Here is a 23,505-nt window from a genome sequence, read left to right on the forward strand (position 1 = left end):
TTTTTCCCCCACTCACTCCCCCAACCCGGGTTTTTGGGGTCAGAGCCCAAATTCGCCGAGCCGACGGCTCGCCCAAAGGGAGCGGCGCCATGCGCCGCAGCGAAATTGGTGTCTGACCCCAATAACCGAAAGAGGGGGGCTTCATTTGGCCGCGTGTTTGAAGGTGGGAAATCTGGTGATCGAGCGTGTGCTTGCCTCAAAGTGGGTGCAACGCAGCCACGAGGCGCTCAAGTCAATTTCCGCGCTGCGCCAGCAGGCCGCGAAGTGCTTGCAACCCATCGAAAAACCGCGCAGTCAGTTTGATGGCAACGCGCCCATGCGCGCCTTTTTCCGACCTTGTAAGACGCGGCCAAATGTGGCTGTTAGCTCCCTTTCCGCCCCGGCGGGGGTGGAGAGGGTTGGGGAGAGGGGGGGGATACAACGCCTAAAAAACAAAGGCGCAACTAATAGCCGGGTTGACGGATCAAGCCATGCAGACCGAATTGCATTTGAACCATGCAAAAGAGACCCCAAAAATGCCTAATCCTCAACCCGCCCCAGCCTACGAGCACAACGGCCAGCTCATCAGCGCCGAGGTTTTCTATTCAATAGCCTGCGACCCGCGCCGCAGTGTCGCGGTGGAGGCTTGCGCCGGTGCCGGCAAGACCTGGATGCTGGTGTCGCGCATCGTGCGTGCTTTGCTTGACGGGGTGGATGCGTCGAGTGGTGAGTTGCGGGTGCAGCCGCACGAGATTTTGGCCATCACCTTCACCAAGCGGGCGGCCAGCGAGATGCGCGAGCGGCTGTATCAATGGCTGGCAGAGTTTGCCGTGGCCGATCACGCCACTCTGCTCAAGGAGCTGACGCTGCGTGGCGTCTTAGATAAAAACGAGCTCCAGCCACCGTCCATGCTGCCTGAGCAGCTATCAAAGTTGTATCAAAATATCTTGCGCAGCGGGCGCCAGGTGCAGGTGCGCACTTTCCACAGCTGGTTTGCTGCCTTGCTGCGCAGTGCGCCGCTGGCGGTTTTGCAGCAGATGGAGCTGCCGGCCAACTACCAGTTGCTGGAGGACGATGCACCGGCCAAAGCCCTGGTCTGGCGGCGTTTTTATGCCGCGCTGTTGCGCCCCGCGCAAGCCCCGGTCGACGGCGCCGAGTGCGGTGGTGGTGCGCCCGATGAATCATCCGGTTCCACCCTGCAGTTTGATTACGAGGCGGTGGTGTTTGACTACGGCCGCGCGCAGACCGACAAAGCCCTGCAAACCGCGCTCGACAAGCGCACCGAATTTGCCCTGGCCGATGCGCAACAGGTGGTACTGCGCTCGGTACTGCCCTTTGCCACGCAATTTCCCGAGTTTGCCGGTTTGGCTGCGCCCGATGATTTTTTGCGCGCCAACCCGCTGCATTGGCAAACCCTGCTGGCGGCGGCAAAGGCCCTGGGTGGCGCCGGTGCCAAGACCTTTTCTGCCAAAGGGGTGGAGCTTGAAATGGCGCTCTCGAGCGGTGACCTGTCGGCCGCGTTTGCCGCCTTGCTGACCGACAAGGACGCGCCGCGCAAGTTCAGCGAGAAGATCGCCGGTATTGAGGCCGTGCGCGAGGCCCAGGACCTGGTGCTGCGCGTGGTGGCGGCCCGCTTGCAACACGCGGCCTGGACTTACCAGCAACGCATGGCGCGCCTGACCCGGGCACTTTTGACAGAGTTCGCGGCCCTCAAACGGGAGCACGGCTGGGTTGACATGAACGACGTGGAGCGCGCCGCATTGGTGATGCTCAGTGACCCGGTGCTCTGCGGTTGGGTGCAGGAGCGGCTCGATGCGCGCATCAAACACCTGCTGATCGACGAGTTTCAGGACACCAACCCGCTGCAGTGGCAGGCGCTCAAGTCCTGGCTCAGTGGTTACGCGGGCACGGGCGGGGGCGCAAGTGGTGGCGCTGGCGCCACGGCGCCCCGTGTGTTCATCGTGGGCGACCCCAAGCAAAGCATTTACCGCTTTCGCCGCGCCGAGCCGCAAGTGTTCAAGGCGGCCAAAGCCTTTGTGCGCGACGGTTTGAACGGCGACCTGCTCAGTTGCGACCACACCCGGCGCAACGCCACCGGGGTCATCGCCGTCGTGAATGCGGTCATGACGCAGGCGGTGCAGGCCGATGGCTACGAGGGGTTCAGAGCGCATACGACCAGCGCCTCCGAGCTGGGACTGGTTTGCAAGCTGCCACCGATTGCCAGGCCAGAGCGCCTGGCGGGGGCCGCATCCAGCGGCGATGAGACCGAAGGGGGCGGGACGGCCAGCGCCGGCTGGCGCGACAGCCTGGACACGCCGCGCGAACTGCCGGAGGAAACCCTGCGCACCCTGGAGGCGCGCCAGGCGGCGCACTGGATTGCGCAGCAGTTGGCCAACGCAGAGTCGCCGGATACCGAGGGTTGTGGCCTGCAGGCGGCCGATGTCATGGTGCTGTCACGCAAGCGCGCCGGCTTGCTGCCCCTGCAGTTGGAGTTGCGCAAGTTGCACATCGCGGCCCAGATTGGCGAGAAAACCAATCTCATTGACTGCTGCGAGGTGCAGGACCTGGTCGCCTTGCTGGACGTGCTGGTGTCGCCCCGGCACGACCTGTCGCTGGCGCGGGTGCTCAAGTCGCCCCTGTTTGACATGCCCGACGCTGCGCTGGTGCAACTGGCGCAAGCGGTGCGGGCGCAGTCGCAGCCACCCGCCGATTGGTCATGGTTTGATGTGCTTCAAAAATCAGAGCTATCGACGCAGGATGGACGGGGGCTAGCGGCTTGTTTGATGCGATGGAAAGGCTGGCTGGATCAATTGCCGCCGCACGATGCGCTGCAGGCCATTTACTTTGACGGCGACGTGCTGGCCCGCTTTGCGGCGGCGGCACCGGCCAGCCAGCGCGATGCCGTGCTGGCCAACCTGACGGCCTTGCTGGGGATGTCGCTGCAGCTCGACGGCGGACGGTTTTCGACGCCTTATGCGTTTGTGCGCGCCCTTAAAAGTGGCGGCGTGCTGGCGCCTGCTGCCGTCAACCCGCAGGCCGTGCGCCTGCTCACCGTGCACGGCGCCAAAGGGCTGGAGGCGCAGGTCGTGCTCTTGCTTGACACCGACACGCCCGAGCGCAACGCCGACACCATGGGCGTGCTGATCGACTGGCCGGGGGAGGCCGCGTGGCCGAGCAAATTTGTTTTTCTGGCCAGTGAGAGCCAACCGCCCGCCTGCGCCGTGCCCACGCTGGAGGCCGAGCGGCTGGAGCGCCAGCGCGAAGAGCTCAATGCCCTGTACGTCGCACTGACGCGGGCGCGCCGCACGCTGGCTATTTCCAGCATCGCACCCTACCGCAGCGCCGAGCGCAGTTGGTGGCAGCGCCTGAGCGACCTGGCCCAGCCGGCGGCGCCCGCAGTTGCAGCCGCCTTGGCGGCGGCGCCTCCCGGTGCGGCGGCGGTGACCGTGGCCGATGCTGTGTTCTATATAAAAGAACTGCCTGTAGCCCCCGTGGAATATAGGCAGGTAGCTATCAAAAGCGAAGCAAATTTGGGTGCAAGTCCCGGTGCTGACGACGCTGACGCTGACGTGCTCAGCGCCCGCCTGGGCAAGGCCATGCACCGGCTGCTGGAATGGGGCGACGCGACGCTGGCCAATACGGCCGCCTGTGCGCGTGAATTTGCGCTCACGCCCGAGCAGGGCGCACAGGCCGCCGCCATGGCCGCGCGTATCCTGCAAGGCGAGGGCGCCTGGGCCTGGGACAATACAAGGCTGGCTTGGCAGGGCAATGAGATTGAGTTGCTGTACCAAGGCCAATGCCTGCGCCTGGATCGCTTGGTGCAGCGCACGGACGCACAGCACGCGGGCCATTGGTGGGTGCTGGACTACAAGTCGGCCCCGGCGCCCCATGAACAAGCGGAACTGCTGGCGCAGTTGCGCGACTACCGGGCGGCCGTGCAGGCCATTTATCCGGATGCGGTGGTCAAGGCCGCGTTCTTGACCGCGCACGGCGCCTTGATCGAAGTGAATGAAGTGAATTGGAACAGTGCATGAAAAAAGTGATTGTGGTCGGGGGCGGCCCCGCCGGTTTGATGGCCGCTGACGTGTTGTCGGCGGCCGGGCTTGAGGTGCATGTGTATGACGCCATGCCTTCGGTGGGGCGCAAGTTTTTGCTCGCGGGCAAGGGCGGCTTGAACCTGACACACGCCGAGCCGGCCGCTATTTTTGCCTCCCGCTATGGCGCGCGGCGCACGCAGATTGAGGCCTTGCTGCGGGGTTTTGATGCCACGCAGGTGCGCGCCTGGGCCAAAGCCTTGGGCGTGGATACCTTTGTTGGCAGTTCGGGGATGGTGTTTCCGGTGGACATGAAGGCCGCCCCGCTGCTGCGCGCCTGGCTGCACCGCCTGCGCCATCCGGTAGCCGGGCCGGGCGTGCAGTTTCACATGCGCCAGCGCTGGACCGGCTGGGCCACTGAACAGGCGAGCACCACGCTCACCTTTGACGGCCCGGGCGGACCGAGCCAAGCGCAAGCTGACGCCGTGGTGCTGGCCCTGGGCGGCGGCAGTTGGGCCCGCTTGGGCTCCAACGGCGCCTGGGTGCCGTGGCTGCAGGCACGCGGCGTGGCGGTGGCGCCGCTGCTGCCCGCCAACTGCGGTTTTGACGCCCAGGGCGGCTGGAGCGAGCATTTCGCCAGTCGTTTTGCCGGTCAGCCCTTCAAGTCGGTGGCCATTGAGTTCACCAACTCACAGGGTGTCAGCTTCCGGCGCAAAGGCGAGTTCGTCGCCACCGCCGCGGGGGTCGAGGGCAGCCTGATCTACGCGGCGTCCAGCCTGTTGCGTGACGAGATCATCAAGCAGGGCCACGCGACGTCCTATCTTGATTTGCTGCCCGACCGCACGCCCGAGCAGGTGCTGGCCGAGGTGACCCACCCGCGCGGCTCGCGCTCGCTTTCCAGTCACCTGAAAAGCCGCTTGCACATTGACGGGATCAAGGCCGCCTTGCTGCACGAGCGCTTGAGCAAGGAGCAACTCAATGACCCCGCCGCGCTGGCTGGCGCCATCAAGGCCCTGCCCATCACGCTGGTGGCGGCGCGCCCGCTCGATGAAGCCATCAGCAGCGCCGGTGGCGTGCTGTTTGAGGTGATGGATCAACACCTGATGCTGGAGCAACTGCCCGGCGTCTTTTGCGCCGGTGAGATGCTGGACTGGGAGGCCCCGACCGGGGGCTACCTGCTGACGGCCTGCTTTGCCAGCGGGCATCAGGCGGGCGCCGGGGTGCTGGCGTATCTGGGGGTCAAATAGCCTTCTCCTCCTTCTTTCATCTCGCCGACGGACCCGCGCATGCCGTCATCACGCGTTCTTCACCGATACCCGAGCGATAAAATTTCATCTTTGATGGCTGATTTGCAAGGAACCCATGCGCTGCACATTTCGATCCGGTCTGGTTGGCTCACTGATGGGTTTTTTCGCGTTTGCCCTGTCACCCTCGGTGTTCGCTGCGCCGCCGGTCGCTGCTGCAACGCCGTCCAAAGCCCAGGCGATTGTTGACGCCGCGACGCGCGACGCCTACAAAAGGGCGGCTTTTGTGAAGACCGGTCAGCGTGTGGCCGAAGTTTGTGCCAGTTGCCACGGCCTTAAAGGCACCAGCACGACAGCGGATGTGCCCAATATGGCGGCGCAAAATGTGACCTATGTCTATGAGCAGTTGCGCAAGTTCAGCACGGGTGAACGCAAGGAAGGCTCTCATTCCAAATTCATGCGCGGCCTGACCCGGGCGATGAGCGAGGATGAAAAGGCAGCGGTGGCTGACTTCTATGCCCAGCAGAGTTCCATTGCATCGCGCGCCCCGGGGGCGGCGGCGGCAACCGGCAAGGCGATCTATAACGCGCGCTGCCTGAAATGCCACGGCGACGATGGAGCGGGGGCCGAATCGCTGCCTCTTGTCGCCGGTCAGCAACCTGGTTACCTCAATATGTCTCTGGAGCGCTATCGCAAGCAGACCGGTGAGCGCCTGTTTGCGGCGATGACCAGAGTCATGCAAGGACTGACTGACCAGGACATGGTGGCGCTGGTTGACTATGTTTCCAGCATGCATTGACCGGTTGAATCCAAAACCTTAAGCTGTCATCACCGAAGCAACTGAGTTGAGCCTTGATGACCTGCCTGCCGCAAAAATGAGTCCGTCCGAGGAAGTCCGTCGCCTGCAAACGGCGTTGTTTGACGCGCAACGCCGTTTGCAGGCCGTGGCCGATGTTGCGGGCGGGTTGATCGGCAAACTTGAGTTCGAGCTGTGTGAGGGCGACAGTCTGCTGCTGGTCGGCTTTGATGTCCAGGCCGAACAACTGCTGGGCAAGGCCTGTGTGCCGTTTTTGGGTCAGCCTTTGTTGACGCTGTTGCCGGGCTTGTCAGCCACGGAGCTGCCGGCCGCCTTGTTGGAGGTGGCGCTGCACGGCGACGTGATCGAGCCGCGCAGCCTGCTCGGCGAGGGTTTGTTGTCGGGTAAATCCTTCACGTTCTTTGCGTTCCAGCTGGCGCCTGCGCGGGCGGTGGTGAAGTTCTGGGACAGCGCGGGCGCGCTGGAGACCCAGGCGCTGCGCATGCGCTCGCAGCAGCAACTCGCCGCCGTGTTCAGCCAGAGTCCGGTGGCCATATCGCTGAACCGTGAACGCGATGGGGCCTATGTCGACGTCAATGAACAATGGACGCTGCTGACCGGTCTGTCCTTGCAGGAGGTGCTGGGGCGGACCTCGGTCGAGTTGGGTCTTTGGCCCGATGGCACTGCGCATGATGACGCGTTGGCGCAGGCTTGCGAAGGCGCTCGCCTGCGCAATCTGGACCTGCCGTTCGTCCGCCAGGACGGGCGCCAACTCGTCCTGCAACTCAATGCCGCCCGCATCGAGATCGGCCACACCGCCTATTTTTTGAGCTATCTCAAAGACGTGACGTCCGAGCGCGCCATGCAGGCCGAGTTGCTGGCCAGTGAGCAGCTTTTGAAATCGACCAATGAGCGGTTGAATCAGCAAATTCATCTGTTTGAGTCGATGGAGAGTCTGGCCGCGGTGGGCTACTGGACCTCTGGCGCTGACCCGGCTACTCTGCGCTGGTCCAAGGGCATGTACCGTCTGGCCGGGCTGGTGCCCGGCTCGGTGATGCATCGGTCGGCAGGGCGCAGTCGCATCCGGGCCGAGGACCAGGAAAAATTTGCCCAAGCCAGGCGTGCGGTCGATGGCACGATCGTGGAGTATCAATGGGAGCATCCGGATGGCCGCATGCACTGGCATCGTTCGCGCATGCAACATGGGTCGGGTGAAGGTGCCGACGCGATTGATTTCGGCGTGGTGCAGGACATCACGCACGAACGGGCTGCGGCCCTGGCGTTGCAGGACCGGCTCGGCTTTATTCAAAAGATCACCAGCCGGGTGCCCGGTATGGTGTTTCAGTTGCGGCTCAAGACCGATGGCAGGTTTCAGTTTGGCTACGTCAGCGACCTGGTGCGCGAGATTTACCGGGTGTCGCCGGAACAGATCATGCAGGATGTATCGGGCACGCTGAAACTGCATCATCCCGAGGACCTGCCAGGATTTGTCGCCTCCATCATGGCTTCTGCGCGGGAGCTGGCCCCCTGGCGTTATGAATACCGTCTGCGCTTTGAGGACGGCGAGGTCCGCTGGCTGATGGGCCAGGCCACGCCTGAGCGCGAGGCGGATGGCACGGTGCTGTGGAATGGCTTGATCACCGACATCACCGCGCGCAAGCAGTCCGAGGAGCGCTTGCGTGAAAGTGAAGCCCGTTTTCGGGCCTTGACGGAACTCTCATCGGACTGGTATTGGGAGCAGGACGCACAATTTCGTTTTGTTCGACTCGATGGCAGCTCGCAGACCAGCATGCGCTTGCCCGAGGACAACTATCTTGGCGTCACACGCTGGGAAACCGATGCGCAGGGCGTCAGCAAGGCGCAGTGGGCAGCACACCGGGCGGTGCTGCAGGCACATGAAACCTTTCACGATTTTGAGATGCTGTGCACCGACGCGGCCGGTTGCCTGACTTGGGTGGCCATCAGTGGCACGCCGATTTTTGATATACAGGGCCAGTTCAAGGGCTACCGGGGCATTGGGCGTGACATTTCCGAGCGCAAACGGGCCGAGGAAAAGATTGAGCGACTGGCGTTTTATGACGTGCTGACCGATCTGCCCAATCGCCGTTTGCTGATGGACCGCCTGCAGCAGGCGCTGGTGAGCAGCGCGCGCGAACACGGCGCCGGCGCGCTGCTGTTCATCGATCTGGACAACTTCAAGGACCTCAACGACACACAGGGCCACGATGTGGGCGACGCGCTCTTGCAGCAGGTGGCCAAACGTCTGCTGGCCAGTGTGCGCGAGACCGATACGGTGGCGCGACTCGGTGGCGACGAGTTTGTGGTGATGTTGCAGGGCCTGGAGCGCACCCAGGCTGATGCCATCACGCAAGTCGAGCAGGTGGGACGCAAGATCATGGCTCAGCTCAACCAGCCTTACCGGCTGGGCAGCGCGGAGCACCACAGCACGCCCAGCATTGGCGTCACCTTGTTTGACAACCAGCATCAGACCCTGGACGACCTGTTGAAACAGGCCGATCTGGCGATGTACGAGGCCAAGTCTGCGGGGCGCAACACGCTGCGCTTTTTCGACCCGACCATGCAGGCGCTGGTGACGCAGCGCACGGCACTGGAGCTGGAACTGCGCCACGGCCTGGCGCGTGACGAGCTGGTGTTGTTCTACCAACCGGTGGTTGATCAGGACGCGCGCGTGGTCGGCGTCGAGGCGCTGGTGCGCTGGCAACATCCGCAGCGCGGCCTGGTTGCCCCGCTGGAATTCATCCCGATGGCGGAGCAAACCGGGCTGATCCTGCCGCTGGGGCAGTGGGTGTTGCAAGTAGCCTGCATGCAACTGGTGAGCTGGTCGGAGCAGGCGGCTACCGAACGCCTGACCATGGCGGTGAATGTGAGTGCGCGCCAGTTCCGCCAGCCGGAGTTTGTGCAGCAGGTGCTGGCCTTGTTGCGCCAGACCGGCGCCAACCCGAAACGTCTGAAGCTGGAGCTGACCGAGAGCCTGTTGCTCACCGATACCCAGGACGCTATCGCAAAAATGAGCGCGTTGCGCGACGTCGGTGTGCGCTTCTCACTGGATGACTTTGGCACCGGTTATTCGTCGCTGTCTTACCTCAAGCTGTTGCCGCTGCAACAACTCAAGATTGATCAGTCGTTTGTGCGCGATGTGCTGACCGACCCGAACGATGCCGCCATTGCGCGCACCGTGCTGGCCCTGGGACAGAGCCTGGGGTTGGGGGTGGTGGCCGAAGGTGTGGAGACGGTTGGCCAGCGTGATTTTTTATTGCAACACGGCTGCACCCGGTTCCAGGGCTATTTGTTTGGCAAGCCGGTGCCCATCGATCAATTGAGGCTGGGGGGCTGATTAGCGGCGAGTGACGGGCTACAGCGGTGCGTCAGTCGCCGCCGGGGGCGTGCCATCGGCATCAACGGCGTTACTCGTGGCTGATGTCAGATTGGACTGGCGCAGCGCTGCTTTTTCGCCCGCGCTGGCAAATTTGCTGTATTTCCCCAAAATGCCGACCAACTGACCATAAACACGCGGGTTGCCAGCCATGCACTCTTTGTGCTCCAGAAATTCAGGCTCACCGGTGAAATTGCCGACCAGGCCACCGGCTTCGGTCACCATCAAGGAGCCTGCTGCCACGTCCCAGGGCTGCAGGCCGGCCTCAAAAAAGCCGTCGGTGTAACCGGCCGCCACATAGGCCAGGTCCAGCGCCGCAGCGCCGGGGCGACGCAGACCGGCTGTCTTTGGCATCAAGTCCGCCATCATGCGCAGGTAGCTCGGGAAATCATCACCGGGGCGGAACGGGAAGCCGGTGGAGATCAGGCACTCCTGCAGGCGGATGCGCTTGGACACGCGCAGGCGCCGGTCGTTCAGGTAAGCGCCGCGTCCTTTGGTGGCGGTGAACAGGTCGTTGCGGCTGGGGTCATAAATGACGGCCTGCTCAATCTTGCCCTTGACCGCCAGTGCAATGCTGACGCAATAGACCGGAAAACCGTGGATGAAATTGGTGGTGCCGTCCAGCGGGTCAATGATCCAGACAAATTCGGAGTCTTTGGCACCGTGCTCGCGGCCTGATTCTTCCGCCCAGATGCCATGGCCGGGGTAGGCGGTGAGCAGGGTTTCGATGATGGCTGCTTCGGCCGCCTGATCCACGTCGGTGACGAAATCATTCACCTGCTTTTGCGAGATGCGAACCGCCTCGACGTCAAGCGCGGCGCGGTTGATGATGGACCCCGCAGCGCGGGCGGCCTTGACGGCCACATTGATCATGGGATGCAGATTGGGGGAGGCCATATATATTTGTTAAGAACGGGGAGGGGAGCTGCCCGGCGATGCGGGCGGCGACAATAGCGGGATTTTATCCGCCCCGGTGATTTCCAGATTTTCCAGTCCATGCAAACACGTTTCATCCTGATCAACACCAGCCACGCCGGCAATGTCGGGGCTGCTGCCCGTGCCATGAAAACCATGGGTTTCACCGACCTGGTGCTGGTGGCCCCGCGCTGGGCCAATGTGCTCAGGCGTGAAGAAACCATCCAGCGCGCCAGTGGCGCCCTGGACGTGCTCAAAAACGCCCGCATTGTGGACACGCTCGACGAGGCGCTGGAGGGTATGACGCATTTGTGCGCCACGGCCATGACGCCGCGCGACTTTGGCCCGCCCACGGCGACGCCGCGTGAGCATTTTGAGTCGCTCTTAAAAAAAGAGCGGCTGACGCATATTTCACGGTGGCTAGAGGCTGATTTGGCTTATAAAATTGAGCCTGTGCCGGCGCCGTCTGAACTCGTGCAGGCACCTGTTGCAGCGCCCGAGCGCGGCATGGGCTTCCTGTTTGGCTGCGAGCGTTTTGGCATGCGCAATGAAGATGTTTACCGCTGTCACGTGGCCCTGAGTATTCCGAGCGACCCCCAATTTGGCTCGCTGAATCTGGGTGCGGCGGTGCAGGTGATTGCTTACGAATGGCGGCTGGCCTTGGGCGCTTTTCCCGTTCAATCCGCAACCCTTGAGCCGGTGCTGGCCGATGCAGCCCAAGTGGCGGGCATGTTGGGGCATCTGGAGCAGTCGCTGCAGGCGATTGGTTTTCTGGACCCGCAAGCGCCCAAAAAATTGATGCCCCGGCTCAATCAGCTGTTCAACCGGGCCGGTGTCACGCAGGAAGAGGTTCACATTCTGCGCGGCATTGCCAAAGCGATGTTGCAGAACGCGGCGCGGCCCGAGGCCCTGACGCCCGCTACGGCTTCGGTCAAAGGCTAGACTTCAGCTATGTTTTCCCGAATCCGCTCCGACATTGAATGCATTCTTGAGCGCGACCCGGCTGCTCGCACGCGCTGGGAAGTGTTGACCTGCTACCCCGGTTTGCACGCCGTGGTGTTGCATCGGCTGGCGCACTGGTGCTGGCAACACGGTTTCAAGTGGCTGGGTCGCTTCACCTCCCACATCGCCCGCTTTTTGACCGGCATTGAAATTCACCCCGGCGCCAAGATCGGCGAACGCGTATTTTTTGACCATGCGATGGGCGTGGTGGTGGGCGAGACGGCCGAGATTGGCGACGGTTGCACCATTTACCAGGGCGTCACGCTGGGCGGCACCTCGCTCTACAAAGGCGTCAAGCGCCACCCCACGCTGGGTCGCAATGTGGTGGTGGGGGCGGGTGCGCAAGTGCTGGGCGGCTTCACGGTCGGTGATGGGGCCAAAGTAGGGTCGAACGCGGTGGTGACCAAGCCGGTACCGGCCGGTGCCACGGCGGTCGGCAACCCGGCGCGCATCATTCAGGCCGAGCTTGATGTCAAGCGTGAAGAAGCCGCCTCCAAGATGGGGTTTTCAGCTTACGGTGTGACGCAAAACGACGACCCGCTGAGCCAGGCTATGCGCGGCCTGATCGACAACGCTTCCACGCAGGAACATCAGATTTCAATGCTGTGGAAGGCGATGGAGCAGCTCACCGCGCAACGGCATGACGCCAGTGTGGTGCCGGGGGATGCCGCGGTCAGCGAACATTTTGAGGCCGAGAAGCTCAATCAGCTGGTCGGCAAGTAACTTCTTTGCTATTGATTAAATAGCTGTCTACGCAGTGCGTACGGGGGCTAGAAGGCGTTTTGATCAAGAAAACGTGCGGATGGCCGCCTTCGGGCGGAACGCTTTGCACACGGCCTCGTCGGTTTCCAGATACGGCCCGCCAATCAGGTCGATGCAATACGGCACGGCTGCAAAGATGCCGGCCATCAGAACAGCGCCATCGCTGCCGCGCAGGCCTTCGAGGGTTTCAGCAATCGCCTTGGGCTGACCCGGCAGGTTGATGATCAGGGTCTGGTTGCGAATCACCGCCACTTGGCGCGACAAAATGGCCGTCGGCACAAACTGCAGGCTGACCTGGCGCATTTGTTCCCCAAACCCCGGCATCTCCTTGTGCGCCACGGCCAGCGTGGCCTCGGGCGTGACGTCGCGCAGGGCCGGGCCGGTGCCACCGGTGGTTAACACCAGGGCGCAGCCGGCATCCACCAGTTCAATCAGCGTGGCGCTGATGGTGGCTTGCTCATCCGGGATCAGGCGCGGCTCAAACTGCAGCGGGTTCTTGAGGGCGCGGGTGAGCCAGTCTTGCAGGGCGGGCAGGCCTTTGTCCACATAGATGCCGCCGGAGGCCCGGTCGCTGATGGAAACGATGCCGATCTTGATGGGGTCGAAAGGGGAAGAAGCTGCTGCGCTCATGCCGACTCCTGCGGGCGACCGAGCTGTTCACGCACCAGTTGAAAAATATCCCGGTAGGCGCGGCCATGGCGCACCGCCTCACCGGGCTTCTCGGGTTTGGCGTCCTTGCGGGCCTGGCGGGTCAGGGCGCGCAGTTGCTGGCTGTCGGTGTCGGGGTACTGGCTGATCCATTCGCCAAAGGCGTCCTCGTCGGCGACCAGGCGATCGCGCCAGGTCTCGGCCAGGTGCAGCACCAGATTTTCCTGCGCGGAGCCGTTGTTCTGCTCATGCAAGGTGGTGCGCACAGCCTCCAGCGTGGCCGGATCCAGCAGCCGCATCATCTTGCCGATGTATTGCATCTGGCGGCGCTTGCCCTCGAAGTTGGTGATGCGTTTGGCCTCCACCACGGCGTCTTTGAGCTTTTCGGACAAGTTCAACCGTGCCATCAGGTCGGCGCGTAGCGTCAGCAGGTCTTCACCGAGCTTTTGCAGCTCAAGGCTTTCGCGCTTGAGGTCGGTACGGCTTTGCTCGTCGGTGCCCTTGAGCTCGCGCTTGAGCTCCAGGTCGCGTTCGCTGCCTTCGGCAACAAACTCACCGCGAACGAAATAGCCTTTTTTTAGTTTACGTGACATAGCCAAGTATCATAGCCGTCCGTATGAAGAAACCCAACACCACCAAGACAGCCACCCCCGCTCAGCGCGACCCTGACAGGGGCTTCAGTTACAGCCGTTCTTTTTTTGAAGGCTTGGTCGATAGCGCCCTGGCACACGCCAAAAAAATCGGCGCCACCGACGCCGGGGCCGAAGCGTCCGAGGGCTGCGGGCTGAGCGTATCGGTGCGCAAGGGGGAGCTGGAAAATGTGGAACGTAACCGCGACAAGTCGCTCGGCGTCACGGTCTATGTGGGCCAGCGCCGGGGCAATGCCAGCACCTCTGATTTTTCCCAAGCCGCGATCGAGCAGACCGTGCAGGCTGCGTATGACATTGCACGCTTCACGGCCGAAGACCCGTTTGCGGCCTTGCCCGATGTACGGGACATTGCCCAGCCCTCGGAGCAGCGCACAGACCTGGATTTGTTTTTCCCGTGGGTGATCAACAGCGAGCAGGCGGCAAGCATCGCCATGGCTTGCGAGGCGGCGGCCTTGCAAACCGACAAGCGCATCACCAACAGTGAGGGCGCCGCCGTGTCAGCGCAGCAATCGCATTTTTTCAGCGCGCACACGCATGGCTTTCGGGGTGGCTATGCCAGTTCGCGCCACTCCTTGTCGGTGTCGCCGATTGCGGGTAAGGGCAGCGGCATGCAGCGCGATGCCTGGTACAGCTCCCAGCGCAACGCCGATGAGCTGGCCTCGCCCGAAGCCGTGGGACGCTACGCCGCCGCGCGCGCCTTGAGTCGTCTGAATTCGCGCAAGATTGTCACCACCGAGTGCCCGGTCTTGTTTGAGTCGCCGCTGGCCGCTGGCCTGCTGGGCAGCTTTGTGCAGGCCATCAGTGGCGGCTCCTTGTACCGCAAGAGCTCATTTTTGCTCGACTCGCTGGGCAAGCAGGTGCTGGCCAAACACATTGATATTTTGGAAGACCCGTTTGTCAAACGCGGCAAAGGCAGCTCGCCGTTTGATGACGAGGGTGTCCGGGTCAAGGCGCGCCAGGTGGTGCAAGCCGGGCGGGTGCAGGGCTATTTTCTGAGCAGCTATTCGGCCCGCAAGCTGGGCATGAAGACCACCGGCAATGCCGGCGGCTCGCACAATCTCAGCTTGACGTCGCGCCTGACGCGTCCCGGCGATGACCTGAACGCGATGCTCGAAAAACTCGGCACCGGCTTGTTCGTGACCGAGCTGATGGGCAGCGGTGTGAACTACGTGACCGGCGACTACTCCCGCGGTGCCAGTGGCTTCTGGGTCGAGAAAGGCCGCATTGCGTTCCCGGTGCACGAGATCACCATCGCGGGCAACATGAAAGCCATGCTCAAGGGGATCACCGCCGTGGGGGCCGACACCTACAACTACGGCGCCAAGACCATCGGTTCGGTGCTGGTGGACCGGATGAAGGTGGCGGGGAGTTGAGGCGCCGTTGGTCAGGCGGTCAGCGCGGCTTTGACGGCGGCTGACACCTGTCCCATATCGGCTTTGCCGGCCAGTTGCGCTTTGACGGCGCCCATGACCTTGCCCATGTCGCCGGGGCCCTTGGCACCCAACTGGGCCACGATCGCCTGCACCGCAGCAGTCACTTCCTCAAGCGACAGACGCTTGGGCAGGTAGGCCTCCAGCACCTTGATCTCGGCGGATTCCTTGTCGGCCAGGTCCATGCGATTGGCCTGGGTAAAAGCGGCCACCGAGTCCTTGCGTTGCTTGATCAGCTTGTCGACGATGGCCACCATGGCGGCGTCATCGAGTACCACGCGCTCATCGACTTCTTTTTGCTTGGCCGCCGCCAGCAGCAGACGGATGGTGCCCAGGCGTTCGCTGTCTTTGGCGCGCATGGCATTTTTCATGTCTTCAGTGATCTGGTCTTTGAGTGACATTGGAGGAACTCCTTGTTGGGTCGGTTGTAAATGCGGTTTGTGCGCTGATACGCACGAGATTCAGGCGTAAAAAAAGCCCACCTGAGCGTCCCCGGTGAGCTTTTTTTCAGGCCTTAATCAAGTTAAGTGCCTTGCAAGAGGTACTGGATCAGTACATTTTCTTGGGCAACTGCATGGCGCGAATGCGCTTGTAGTTGCGCTTGACGGCGGCTGCCTTCTTGCGCTTGCGCTCGGCGGTGGGCTTTTCGTAGAACTCGCGGGCGCGCAAGTCAGTCAAAAGGCCGAGTTTCTCAATGGTGCGCTTGAAGCGACGCAGCGCCACGTCAAAGGGTTCGTTCTCTTTTACACGGATGGTTGTCATTAAATGATGTTGTCCAAAATATGCAGACGTGCGCCAAAGGAAGATCGGGCCATTTGACGGTTGTCGTGCGTTTTTCCCCGCTTTAAAGTTGATCAGGCAGCGGGGGTTTGCCAGCAAAGCCTTGGATTATAGCGGGCTTGCTGCCGAATTCAAGTCCGGTGCCGCCGTCATGAGGCGCCGGTCTCAGACTCCAACGCAATTTCTTTTAGCAGTTTTGCTGCCAGGCCCTGCGCGCAGGCGTAGGCGCTGGCCCAGGCCCACTGGAAGTTGTAGCCACCCAGCCAGCCGGTCACGTCCACCACTTCGCCGATGAAATACAGGCCAGGCTGCTTCGATTCCATCGTCTGCGACGACAAATCCCGGGTGTCCACGCCGCCAGCGGTGACCTCGGCCTTTTTATAGGCTTCGGTGCCGGTCGGTGTGAGTTCCCAGCGTGTGAGGCGCTCGGCCAGGGCTGCCAGCGCCTTGTCGCTGGCCTCGTTGATCGGACGTTGCCAGTCGTGGCCGGCGCTGGCGCCCGCTTGCACCCAGGCGTCGGCCAGACGCGAGGGCACCAGATGGGCCAGCTCATTGGCGATCAGTTTGCGCGAGCTGGCCTTGGCGTGCATGAGCGCCTGCAGCACCTCGGTGCCGGGTGCCAGGTTGATCCGGATCGGCGTGCCAGCCTGCCAGTAGCTCGAAATCTGAAGCACGGCCGGGCCGCTCAGGCCGCGGTGCGTGAACAACAGGTCTTCCAGGAAACTGATTTTTGTTTTTTTGCTGCCAGTTTCTATTTGTACCGGCAGCGACAGGCCGGCCAGAGCAGCGTAGGGGGCCCAGGCTTCACCGTCAAAAGTCAGTGGCACCAGGGCGGGACGCGGCTCGACCTGGCGCAGACCAAACTGGCGGGCGATGCGGTAGCCCAAATCGGTCGCGCCAATTTTGGGAATCGACAGGCCGCCGGTGGCGATGACGACCGCAGCACACCGGATGGTGCCCCGGTCACTCTCTATTTCATAGCTGCTTATGCTTGATGCATCCGGGCTAGAGGCCGAAAACACTATATTCTTTAAACTGCAGGGCTGCCAGCGGGTGACGTGACCGGCGTCGCACTCGGCCAGCAACATCTGGATGATGTCCTCGGACGAGCGGTCGCAAAACAGCTGTCCCTTGTGCTTTTCATGGAACGCGATGCCATGGCGCTGCAACAAGTCGGTGAAGTGGCGCGGCGTATAGCTGGAGAGGGCCGAGCGGCAAAAATTCGGGTTGTTGCCCAGAAAATTGGCCGCGCTGGTATCCAGGTTGGTGAAATTGCAGCGTCCACCGCCGGAGATGCGGATTTTTTCGGCCACCTTGTCACTGTGGTCGATCACCAGCACCTTGAGGCCCAACTGGCCCGCCACGCCCGCACAGAACAGGCCCGCGGCGCCAGCGCCCACCACCACGACGTCAAAATTTTGCATGGGCCGCAGTGTAGGCGCCGCCCGGGGTCGGGTGCGGTGAGCTGCCCGCCGTGGCTTCTCGGGTCAAGCCCGCAAAGACTGTTGTGACAGCGGCTGCTGCAGTGCCAGCAGCCCCTGCAGCACGTCGCCCACCACAATCACGCTGGGACTTGCCAGATCTTCCCGCTCCAAGGTGCGCTGCAACTCGCCCAGGGTGCAGACGGCTTGGCGCTGGGTGGGCAAACTGGCGTTCTGGATGACGGCCACGGGCGTATGCGCGGGCAGGCCGCTGAGCAACTCGTCCTGAATGCGCCGGGCACCGCTGACGCCCATGTAAATGACCAGGGTCAGGCGGGCGCTGTGCGCCGTGGCGGCGAGCGCGCGCCAGTCGGTGCCGGTGTCACCCGGCTTGGCATGTCCCGTGATGAACACCACGCCGTGCGCATGTTCGCGGTGGGTCAGCGGCACGCCCAGTGAGGTCGCGGCGGCCAGGCCGGCCGTGATGCCGTTGACGACGTCAACCCGGATGCCTGCGGCCTGCAGGTGCTCCAACTCTTCGCCGCCTCGGCCAAAGACAAACGGGTCGCCGCCTTTGAGGCGCACCACGGTTTCACCCTCTTGCACCGCCATAATCGCGAGTTTTTCAATAAAGGCCTGCGGCGTGGACTGGCAGCCCCCGCGCTTGCCCACATGCACGACGCGGGCGCCGGGTGTGGCCAGCGCCACAATCGCGTCGCTCACCAGGTCATCCACCAGCAGCAAGGTGGCGGCCTGAATCGCCTTTAAAGCCTTGAGGGTCAGCAACTCGGGGTCGCCCGGGCCCGCGCCGACCAGCGTGCAGCGGCCCGCACCCGACAGGGTGCTGAAGTCGGTTGCCGGCAACTGATGGTCGCTGTGGGTTGGCAAGTCGGGCTTGCCAGGGCTGGGTGGCGGCGTTGGTGTGTGTGTCATGCTGTCGTCCTCGTTGGTCTCAACAGATGCACGATATGTGCCACCTGCAGGGCGATGGGTGCCGGCACCGGCTGTTCACCGTTCAGCACCGCTTGTATCCATGCGGCAGTGCTGGCCACGTCTGGCGGGGGCAGGCCGGGCACGCTGGCCAGCGTGCCGCCTAGCGCTTCCTGCACCCGCGTGACCTGACCGTGGGCGATGGCGTCCATGGCCGGTGTGCGCCGGGGGTCCGCGACCGGCTCGCCCTCGGTGCCGCGCAGCAGCAGGGCCTGGCCCTGTATCAGTTGAAAGGTCGCGGTCATCGCCGTTGCGTACTCGGGATGGGTGTAGCTGCTGACGATCAGCGCCGGACCGTCACAGGGGTTGAGCAGCTTGACCAGACTGTGTGCCGGGTTGCGCAAGCCCACGACGCGGCGCACCTCCAGCAGGCGTTGCAGGCCGGGGCACAAGAGTGCGGTTGGAACAAACTGCAATTCTCCGTCTGCTATTGAATCGATAGCTTCTTGTGCAGGCACCGCAAGGGCTGCGAGTACATTTTGTGCTGAAACCCGGGCATTCTCGGTGCTTGCGCCGTGCATCACCACGGGCAAACCTTCGCGTGCCAGCAGCAGCGCCAACAAGGGTGTGAGCACCGGCAGTTTGCGTGCACCGTTGTAGCTCGGCAGCACCACGACCGTGCGGCCGTGGCTGGGAATGGGCTGCAGCCGGGCAGCGGTAGCGTCCAGAAAACCAGCCATCTCCTGCGGCGTTTCGCCCTTGATGCGCATGGCCAGACAAAACGCGCCAATCTCCAGCTCCGTGACTGTGTCGTCGAGTACCTGGCCAAACAAGTCGGCCGCCTGCTCGCGTGTGAGTGCGCGCGCGCCGTCCTTGCCGCGCCCGATGATCTTGATGTAGTTGCCGATGCCCATGGGGCGATTGTCCGTTAACAGTGGTGACGGCGATGGCACGCTAACCCTGGGCCATCGGCCGCGCCGGGTCGCTGCACCATTCGCTCCAGCTGCCCGCATACAGCGCGGTGCGGCCCAAACCCGCGACTTCCATGGCGATGATGTTGGGCACGGCGCTGACGCCGCTGCCGCAGTGGTGCACCACGGTCGCCGGGTCGCGGCCGGCGAGCAGGGCTTCAAACTCGGCGCGCAACTCAGTAGCGGCTTTGAACTTGCCGCTGGCATCCAGGTTGAGGTTGAAGGCCCGGTTCAGGGCACCGGGGATGTGGCCGGCGACCGGGTCGAGTGGCTCGACTTCGCCCCGAAAGCGCGGTGCGCCACGGGCGTCAAGCAGGGTCTGCGTCGGCCGTCCCAATTGCTTTGCTACTGTTTCAGTAGTTGCTAACGCAGTGTTGGCGGGGGCTAGAGCGTAATTTGATCCAAAAGTTGTGGCCTCGGCGCGCTCGCAGGGGCCGCTCTGCGTGGCGCCGCCGCTGGCCAGCCAGGCCTGCCAGCCGCCATCGAGCACCGCTACGTTTTCATGCCCGACCCATTTCAGCAGCCACCACAAGCGCCCGCTGTAATTGACGCCCTGGCGGTCGTACACCACCGCCTGCATGCTGTTGTCAAAGCCGATATTGCCCAGCCAGGCTGCGAAGCTTTCGCGTGAGGGCAGCGGATGGCGCCCGCCCGAGGCGGCCTCTAGCGCGCCCTTGGCACTCAAGTGCCGATCCAGGTCCGCGCGCACGGCACCCGGGATGTGCGCCTGGCGGTACTGTGCATCGCCTGCTTCAGGCTGCATCAGCTCAAAGCTGCAGTCAAACACCATGAGCGGTTGTCCGCTGGCCAGCAGGCTTTGCAGTTGGGGGACGGAAATCAGCGTGCTGTACATGGGTCATTCCTAAATGGTTGGGGACAGAGCTTGTTCACTTCGTGTAACGGCGGTCTGTCCCACAAGGTTTCAATTTGGTTGGGGACAGAGCTTGTGCCCTTCGTGTAACTGCGGTCTGTCCCGCAAGGTTTCAATGTTCTTCGGCCGGTGTGTCGGGCAGGGCGCGGGTGCGCAGCACGGTGGCGAGCAGGCCGCTTGCCACAATCACGCCCATACCGGCCCAGCCCAGCAGCGGTATCTGGTCACCAAACAGCAGCAGGCTGTAGAAGGCGCCAAACACAATGCCGGAATACTGCAAATTGGCCACCAGCAGCGTCGAGCCACGGCTGTAGGCGCGCGTCATGCACCACTGACCCAGGGCGCCGAGCACGCCAATCGGTATCAGCCAGATGGAAGTTTGCCAGCTCACCGCCGTCCACGGGGTCAGGCCCGCGAAGGCGATGCCGACCATGCCCACCACGGCCGATCCGAGCGAAAAATAAAACACCGTGCGCCCTTCCGGTTCCCCGACTTTGCCGAGCGCCGTCACTTGCAGGTAGGCCATCGCGGCCCCCAGCCCGGAGAGCAGGCCGATCAAGCCGGCAAACAACTGGTTTTGATCCAGCGTGGGCCGCAGCATCATCACCACACCGGCAAAGCCCATCAGCACGGTTGCCATCAGCGGCCCCTGGCGCTGCGCCTGGCCGTAGAGCAGCGCGCCGCCCACAATGAAAGCCGCCACCCAGACCCCGCTCATGTAGTTCAGCGTCATGGCGGTGGCCAGTGGCAAATGCGCAATGGCATAGAACCAGGCGCCCAGTGACAGCACACCAATCAGGGTACGCCAGGCATGCATCATCGGCACCGGCGTGCGCAGGGGTGTGCCGCGCGCCCGCAACACCAGCGCCATAAAAATCACGCTCACCACACCACGGTAAAACACCAGTTCAAACAGGTTGAACTCACTTGATGCGATCTTGATGCCCACGGCCATGGTGGCAAAAAAGAACGACCCCCAAACCATCCAGAGTGCTTGCATCGCGTGATTTTTTAATCAAATAGGGCTCTAGCCCCCGTGTAATGGGCGTAAGTCGCTATAAAAATAGTTGTAATTTCCTAATCGGGCCGACCGCTCATGCGACGCCGGTACCAGTCATGAAACTGTTGCATGCCGTCTTCCATCGGGCTCTGGTAGGGGCCGACCTCGTTGTCGCCACGCTGCAGGAGCGCCCTGCGACCGGCGTCCATACGCTCGCCGATCTCGTCGTCCTCCAGACAGGTTTCCATGTAAGCGGCTTGCTGCGCCTCCACAAACTCACGCTCAAAGGCCTGAATCTCTTCCGGGTAATAAAACTCGACCTTGTTCAGGGTCTTGCCGACACCCATCGGGTGCAGGGTCGAAACCGTCAGCACATGCGGATACCACTCGATCATGATGTGCGGGTAATAGGTGAGCCAGATCGCGCCCTGCTTGGGCAACGCGTCGTTGCGGTAGGTGTTGAGGGCGTCCTGCCAGCGCTGGTACACCGGGCTGCCGGCCTTGCTGCGGGGGCTGGTTACCCCGGTGCCCAGGCCGACGGTTTGCACCGAGTAGTTTTCCTTGAACTCCCAGCGCAAGTCATCACAGGTGACAAAACCGCCCAGACCGGGATGGAACGGGCCGACGTGGTAGTCCTCCAGATAGACCTCAATGAAGGTCTTCCAGTTGTAGTTGCACTCGTGCAACTCCACTTTGTCCAGAACAAAGCCGGCAAAATCGAGCTCGGCGCGCGGCCCCATGGCGGCCAGATCGGCCTCGATGTCGCGGCCGTTGTCTTCGAACAGCAGGCCGTTCCATTCCTTGAGCGGGTAGTTGTGCAGGTTCAGGCACGGGTCGTGCGGGAAGTGCGGCGCGCCCAGCAAGGTACCGGCTGGCTGCGCACCGCTGGCGCTGTAGGTCCAGCGGTGCAAGGGGCACACAATGTTGCCTGCCGCCGCGCCCGCATGCGTCATGTCCACCGAGCCGCGCCCCTGCAGCATCACGGCCTGGCGATGGCGGCAGACGTTGGAGATCAGCTCTATTCCTTGCGGCGTGTGCACCAGGGCGCGCCCCTGACCCTCGTGCGCCAGCGTGGCGTAATCGCCCACATCGGGCACACTCAGCCGATGCCCAACATAGCGCGGGCCATGCTGGAACAGGGTTTGCAGTTCGCGCTGGTACAGCGCGTCGTCAAAGTAGCTTGAAACTGGTAGTTGGCCGGTGGCCTGCTGCAGTTGAAGACTTAAATCAGACATCAGTCGGACCTAAAGACTCCCCACAGGGAGATGCGCCAAAGCGCGGTAAAAAGAAACCGGCGAGGGCCGGTTGGGAACGCAAATTGTACCTGCCAGGCTATTTTTGACGGTCAGGCAGGGATTGCTCGGTCCGGTTCTGGCGTCTTGCAACAGAGGTTTTGTGGGCTTTGGGCGCGCCCGCCGTGACCAAAAGCCTAAAATCACGCTTTTTTCCACGGAATTTCCCAGACTGCATGGCTTCGACTCCCAAAACCGTTTCTACCACCCCAGCCAGTTTTGAGGCTGCTCAGGAAGAGCTGGAGCAACTGGTGGCCCGGCTGGAGTCGGGCGATCTGCCGCTGGACCAGCTTTTGAGTCAGTACCAGCGCGGCGCCGAATTGCTTAAATTCTGCCGTGACCGGCTGGAAGCGGTCGAAAGCCAGATCAAGGTACTCGATCAGGGGACGCTTAAAACATGGACACCCGAGTGACTGGCAGCGCTGCATTCAACCTGAGCGCCTGGAGCGCGCTGCATCTGGCGCACGTCGAGAGTGCGCTGGAGCGCTGGGTCAGGGCCGATGCAGCGACGGATGCCGAGGGTGGCGCCCCGGTTGAACTCATCGCTGCCATGCGTTACGCAGTGCTGGACGGTGGCAAGCGCTTGCGTCCCTTGCTCGTGCTGGCGGCGTCGGAGGCGGCCAGCGGCGAGCGGCCAGCGGCTGCGAAGACGCCCGAAATTGCGCTGCGCGCCGCCTGTGCGGTGGAATTGATTCATGCTTATTCGCTGGTGCACGACGACCTGCCGTGTATGGACAACGACGTGTTGCGCCGGGGTAAAGCCACCGTGCATGTGAAATTTGGCGAGGCCAGCGCCATGCTCGCCGGTGACGCCCTGCAGGCGATGGCGTTTGAATTGTTGACGCCGGACGATGATGTCATCCCGGCCCGCCAGCAAGCCGCCCTGTGCCGTTTGCTGGCCCGCGCGGCGGGCAGCGCCGGTATGGCCGGTGGGCAAGCGATTGATCTGGCCAGTGTCGGCGTGGCACTCACCGAGCGCCAGCTGCGCCAGATGCACCGTCTGAAGACGGGTGCCTTGTTGCAGGCCAGCGTGATGATGGGTGCTGCGTGCGGCGATGTTTCAGCCCAGGCTGAGGCCGCGCTGATGTCGTACGGCGCCGCGATCGGGCTGGCGTTTCAGGTGGTGGACGATATGCTCGATGTCACCGCCGACTCGGCGACACTGGGTAAAACGGCGGGCAAAGACGCCGACCAGGACAAACCAACCTTTGTGTCGCTGCTGGGGCTGGAGCGCGCTGGCGTCTATGCCCAGGAATTGCTGGCCGAAGCGCTGGCGGCGCTGGCCCGCAGTGGCTTGCACGATACGCAGGCGCTGCAGGGTTTGGCCAGGCGGCTGGTCAATCGTACTTGTTGAATGGAAAACAGGAGAGAAATTAGCCTCCAGCC

At 62.9% G+C, this 23,505-nt stretch carries 20 protein-coding genes; 9 read left to right on the top strand and 11 right to left on the bottom strand.

Annotated elements, in window-relative coordinates:
• Positions 1 to 515: 515 nt before the first annotated feature.
• From WA157_RS11470 to WA157_RS11485, 4 genes are all read left to right on the top strand, one after another.
• Positions 516 to 4,013, top strand: a complete 3,498-nt coding sequence (locus tag WA157_RS11470; protein WP_422621082.1) for a UvrD-helicase domain-containing protein — start codon at positions 516 to 518, stop codon at positions 4,011 to 4,013.
• Entirely contained in the window at positions 4,010 to 5,260 is a 1,251-nt protein-coding gene (locus WA157_RS11475; RefSeq protein WP_422621083.1) for a TIGR03862 family flavoprotein, read from the top strand. Before WA157_RS11470 ends, WA157_RS11475 begins: the two co-directional genes overlap by 4 nt.
• A 115-nt stretch (positions 5,261 to 5,375) precedes the next feature.
• Entirely contained in the window at positions 5,376 to 6,056 is a 681-nt protein-coding gene (locus WA157_RS11480; RefSeq protein ID WP_422621084.1) for a c-type cytochrome, read from the top strand.
• Positions 6,057 to 6,132: 76 nt separating this feature from the next.
• Positions 6,133 to 9,408 carry a sensor domain-containing protein gene (locus WA157_RS11485; RefSeq protein ID WP_422621085.1) on the top strand — a complete coding sequence of 1,092 codons (3,276 nt, stop codon included), beginning with the start codon at positions 6,133 to 6,135 and terminating at the stop codon, positions 9,406 to 9,408.
• A gap of 18 nt (positions 9,409 to 9,426) precedes the next feature.
• On the opposite strand, the gene WA157_RS11490 is transcribed toward WA157_RS11485, so the two are convergent.
• A complete protein-coding gene (locus tag WA157_RS11490; RefSeq protein ID WP_422621086.1) occupies positions 9,427 to 10,344 on the bottom strand; it encodes an inositol monophosphatase family protein in 918 nt (305 codons plus the stop codon).
• 99 nt (positions 10,345 to 10,443) lie between these two features.
• On the opposite strand from WA157_RS11490, the gene WA157_RS11495 reads away from it, so the two are divergent.
• Both WA157_RS11495 and cysE read left to right on the top strand, forming a co-directional pair.
• Positions 10,444 to 11,304, top strand: coding sequence for an RNA methyltransferase (locus WA157_RS11495; RefSeq protein ID WP_422621087.1), 861 nt, complete (start codon positions 10,444 to 10,446; stop codon positions 11,302 to 11,304).
• A 9-nt stretch (positions 11,305 to 11,313) separates the two neighbouring features.
• Positions 11,314 to 12,087, top strand: coding sequence for a serine O-acetyltransferase (cysE, locus tag WA157_RS11500; protein ID WP_422621088.1), 774 nt, complete (start codon positions 11,314 to 11,316; stop codon positions 12,085 to 12,087).
• 63 nt (positions 12,088 to 12,150) lie between these two features.
• Here the strand turns inward: cysE and mog are convergent, their stop codons facing one another.
• Entirely contained in the window at positions 12,151 to 12,756 is a 606-nt protein-coding gene (gene mog, locus WA157_RS11505; protein WP_422621089.1) for a molybdopterin adenylyltransferase, read from the bottom strand.
• On the bottom strand, positions 12,753 to 13,367 hold the full coding sequence (gene yjgA, locus WA157_RS11510; RefSeq protein ID WP_422621090.1) for a ribosome biogenesis factor YjgA: 615 nt from the start codon (positions 13,365 to 13,367) through the stop codon (positions 12,753 to 12,755). The genes mog and yjgA overlap by 4 nt, the downstream gene beginning before the upstream one ends.
• A gap of 23 nt (positions 13,368 to 13,390) precedes the next feature.
• Between yjgA and pmbA the strand changes: the two genes are divergently transcribed.
• Positions 13,391 to 14,797, top strand: coding sequence for a metalloprotease PmbA (gene pmbA, locus WA157_RS11515; RefSeq protein WP_422621091.1), 1,407 nt, complete (start codon positions 13,391 to 13,393; stop codon positions 14,795 to 14,797).
• An 11-nt stretch (positions 14,798 to 14,808) separates the two neighbouring features.
• Here pmbA and WA157_RS11520 read toward each other — a convergent pair whose 3' ends face one another.
• The 8 genes from WA157_RS11520 to WA157_RS11555 form a co-directional block, all read right to left on the bottom strand.
• A complete protein-coding gene (locus WA157_RS11520; RefSeq protein ID WP_422621092.1) occupies positions 14,809 to 15,255 on the bottom strand; it encodes a GatB/YqeY domain-containing protein in 447 nt (148 codons plus the stop codon).
• Positions 15,256 to 15,403: 148 nt separating this feature from the next.
• A complete protein-coding gene (gene rpsU, locus WA157_RS11525; protein ID WP_011465162.1) occupies positions 15,404 to 15,616 on the bottom strand; it encodes a 30S ribosomal protein S21 in 213 nt (70 codons plus the stop codon).
• Between the two features lie 167 nt (positions 15,617 to 15,783).
• The gene (locus WA157_RS11530) at positions 15,784 to 17,067 is read right to left on the bottom strand and encodes an NAD(P)/FAD-dependent oxidoreductase (protein WP_422621172.1); all 1,284 of its coding nucleotides are present in this window, start codon (positions 17,065 to 17,067) and stop codon (positions 15,784 to 15,786) included.
• A gap of 54 nt (positions 17,068 to 17,121) precedes the next feature.
• Positions 17,122 to 17,988: a uroporphyrinogen-III C-methyltransferase gene (gene cobA, locus WA157_RS11535; RefSeq protein WP_422621093.1), complete on the bottom strand. Its 867-nt coding sequence runs from the start codon at positions 17,986 to 17,988 to the stop codon at positions 17,122 to 17,124.
• Positions 17,985 to 18,899, bottom strand: coding sequence for a DNA-binding protein YbiB (ybiB, locus tag WA157_RS11540; protein ID WP_422621094.1), 915 nt, complete (start codon positions 18,897 to 18,899; stop codon positions 17,985 to 17,987). The genes cobA and ybiB overlap by 4 nt, the downstream gene beginning before the upstream one ends.
• 40 nt (positions 18,900 to 18,939) lie before the next feature.
• On the bottom strand, positions 18,940 to 19,809 hold the full coding sequence (locus tag WA157_RS11545) for a sulfurtransferase (protein WP_422621095.1): 870 nt from the start codon (positions 19,807 to 19,809) through the stop codon (positions 18,940 to 18,942).
• 130 nt (positions 19,810 to 19,939) lie between these two features.
• Positions 19,940 to 20,827, bottom strand: a complete 888-nt coding sequence (locus tag WA157_RS11550; RefSeq protein ID WP_422621096.1) for a DMT family transporter — start codon at positions 20,825 to 20,827, stop codon at positions 19,940 to 19,942.
• A 77-nt stretch (positions 20,828 to 20,904) separates the two neighbouring features.
• The gene (locus WA157_RS11555; RefSeq protein WP_422621097.1) at positions 20,905 to 22,062 is read right to left on the bottom strand and encodes an aromatic ring-hydroxylating oxygenase subunit alpha; all 1,158 of its coding nucleotides are present in this window, start codon (positions 22,060 to 22,062) and stop codon (positions 20,905 to 20,907) included.
• A 233-nt stretch (positions 22,063 to 22,295) separates the two neighbouring features.
• On the opposite strand from WA157_RS11555, the gene xseB reads away from it, so the two are divergent.
• Entirely contained in the window at positions 22,296 to 22,532 is a 237-nt protein-coding gene (gene xseB, locus WA157_RS11560) for an exodeoxyribonuclease VII small subunit (protein ID WP_041790800.1), read from the top strand.
• Complete coding sequence (locus tag WA157_RS11565; RefSeq protein ID WP_422621098.1) at positions 22,517 to 23,473, top strand: polyprenyl synthetase family protein; 957 nt, start codon at positions 22,517 to 22,519, stop codon at positions 23,471 to 23,473. Before xseB ends, WA157_RS11565 begins: the two co-directional genes overlap by 16 nt.
• The last annotated feature ends 32 nt before the right edge of the window (positions 23,474 to 23,505 follow it).

It is taken from the genome of Rhodoferax ferrireducens (genome assembly GCF_049302455.1).
In the GTDB taxonomy this organism is placed as follows: Bacteria; Pseudomonadota; Gammaproteobacteria; order Burkholderiales; family Burkholderiaceae_C; genus Rhodoferax; species Rhodoferax ferrireducens_B.

Excerpts from the sequence above, each read along its gene's own strand:
- WA157_RS11470 (WP_422621082.1), top strand. The coding sequence starts at position 516 with ATGCCTAATCCTCAACCCGCCCCAGCCTACGAGCACAACGGCCAGCTC.
- WA157_RS11475 (WP_422621083.1), top strand. The coding sequence starts at position 4,010 with ATGAAAAAAGTGATTGTGGTCGGGGGCGGCCCCGCCGGTTTGATGGCC.
- WA157_RS11480 (WP_422621084.1), top strand. The coding sequence starts at position 5,376 with ATGCGCTGCACATTTCGATCCGGTCTGGTTGGCTCACTGATGGGTTTT.
- WA157_RS11485 (WP_422621085.1), top strand. The coding sequence starts at position 6,133 with ATGAGTCCGTCCGAGGAAGTCCGTCGCCTGCAAACGGCGTTGTTTGAC.
- WA157_RS11490 (WP_422621086.1), bottom strand. The coding sequence starts at position 10,344 with ATGGCCTCCCCCAATCTGCATCCCATGATCAATGTGGCCGTCAAGGCC.
- WA157_RS11495 (WP_422621087.1), top strand. The coding sequence starts at position 10,444 with ATGCAAACACGTTTCATCCTGATCAACACCAGCCACGCCGGCAATGTC.
- cysE (WP_422621088.1), top strand. The coding sequence starts at position 11,314 with ATGTTTTCCCGAATCCGCTCCGACATTGAATGCATTCTTGAGCGCGAC.
- mog (WP_422621089.1), bottom strand. The coding sequence starts at position 12,756 with ATGAGCGCAGCAGCTTCTTCCCCTTTCGACCCCATCAAGATCGGCATC.
- yjgA (WP_422621090.1), bottom strand. The coding sequence starts at position 13,367 with ATGTCACGTAAACTAAAAAAAGGCTATTTCGTTCGCGGTGAGTTTGTT.
- pmbA (WP_422621091.1), top strand. The coding sequence starts at position 13,391 with ATGAAGAAACCCAACACCACCAAGACAGCCACCCCCGCTCAGCGCGAC.
- WA157_RS11520 (WP_422621092.1), bottom strand. The coding sequence starts at position 15,255 with ATGTCACTCAAAGACCAGATCACTGAAGACATGAAAAATGCCATGCGC.
- rpsU (WP_011465162.1), bottom strand. The coding sequence starts at position 15,616 with ATGACAACCATCCGTGTAAAAGAGAACGAACCCTTTGACGTGGCGCTG.
- cobA (WP_422621093.1), bottom strand. The coding sequence starts at position 17,988 with ATGACACACACACCAACGCCGCCACCCAGCCCTGGCAAGCCCGACTTG.
- ybiB (WP_422621094.1), bottom strand. The coding sequence starts at position 18,899 with ATGGGCATCGGCAACTACATCAAGATCATCGGGCGCGGCAAGGACGGC.
- WA157_RS11545 (WP_422621095.1), bottom strand. The coding sequence starts at position 19,809 with ATGTACAGCACGCTGATTTCCGTCCCCCAACTGCAAAGCCTGCTGGCC.
- WA157_RS11550 (WP_422621096.1), bottom strand. The coding sequence starts at position 20,827 with ATGCAAGCACTCTGGATGGTTTGGGGGTCGTTCTTTTTTGCCACCATG.
- WA157_RS11555 (WP_422621097.1), bottom strand. The coding sequence starts at position 22,062 with ATGTCTGATTTAAGTCTTCAACTGCAGCAGGCCACCGGCCAACTACCA.
- xseB (WP_041790800.1), top strand. The coding sequence starts at position 22,296 with ATGGCTTCGACTCCCAAAACCGTTTCTACCACCCCAGCCAGTTTTGAG.
- WA157_RS11565 (WP_422621098.1), top strand. The coding sequence starts at position 22,517 with ATGGACACCCGAGTGACTGGCAGCGCTGCATTCAACCTGAGCGCCTGG.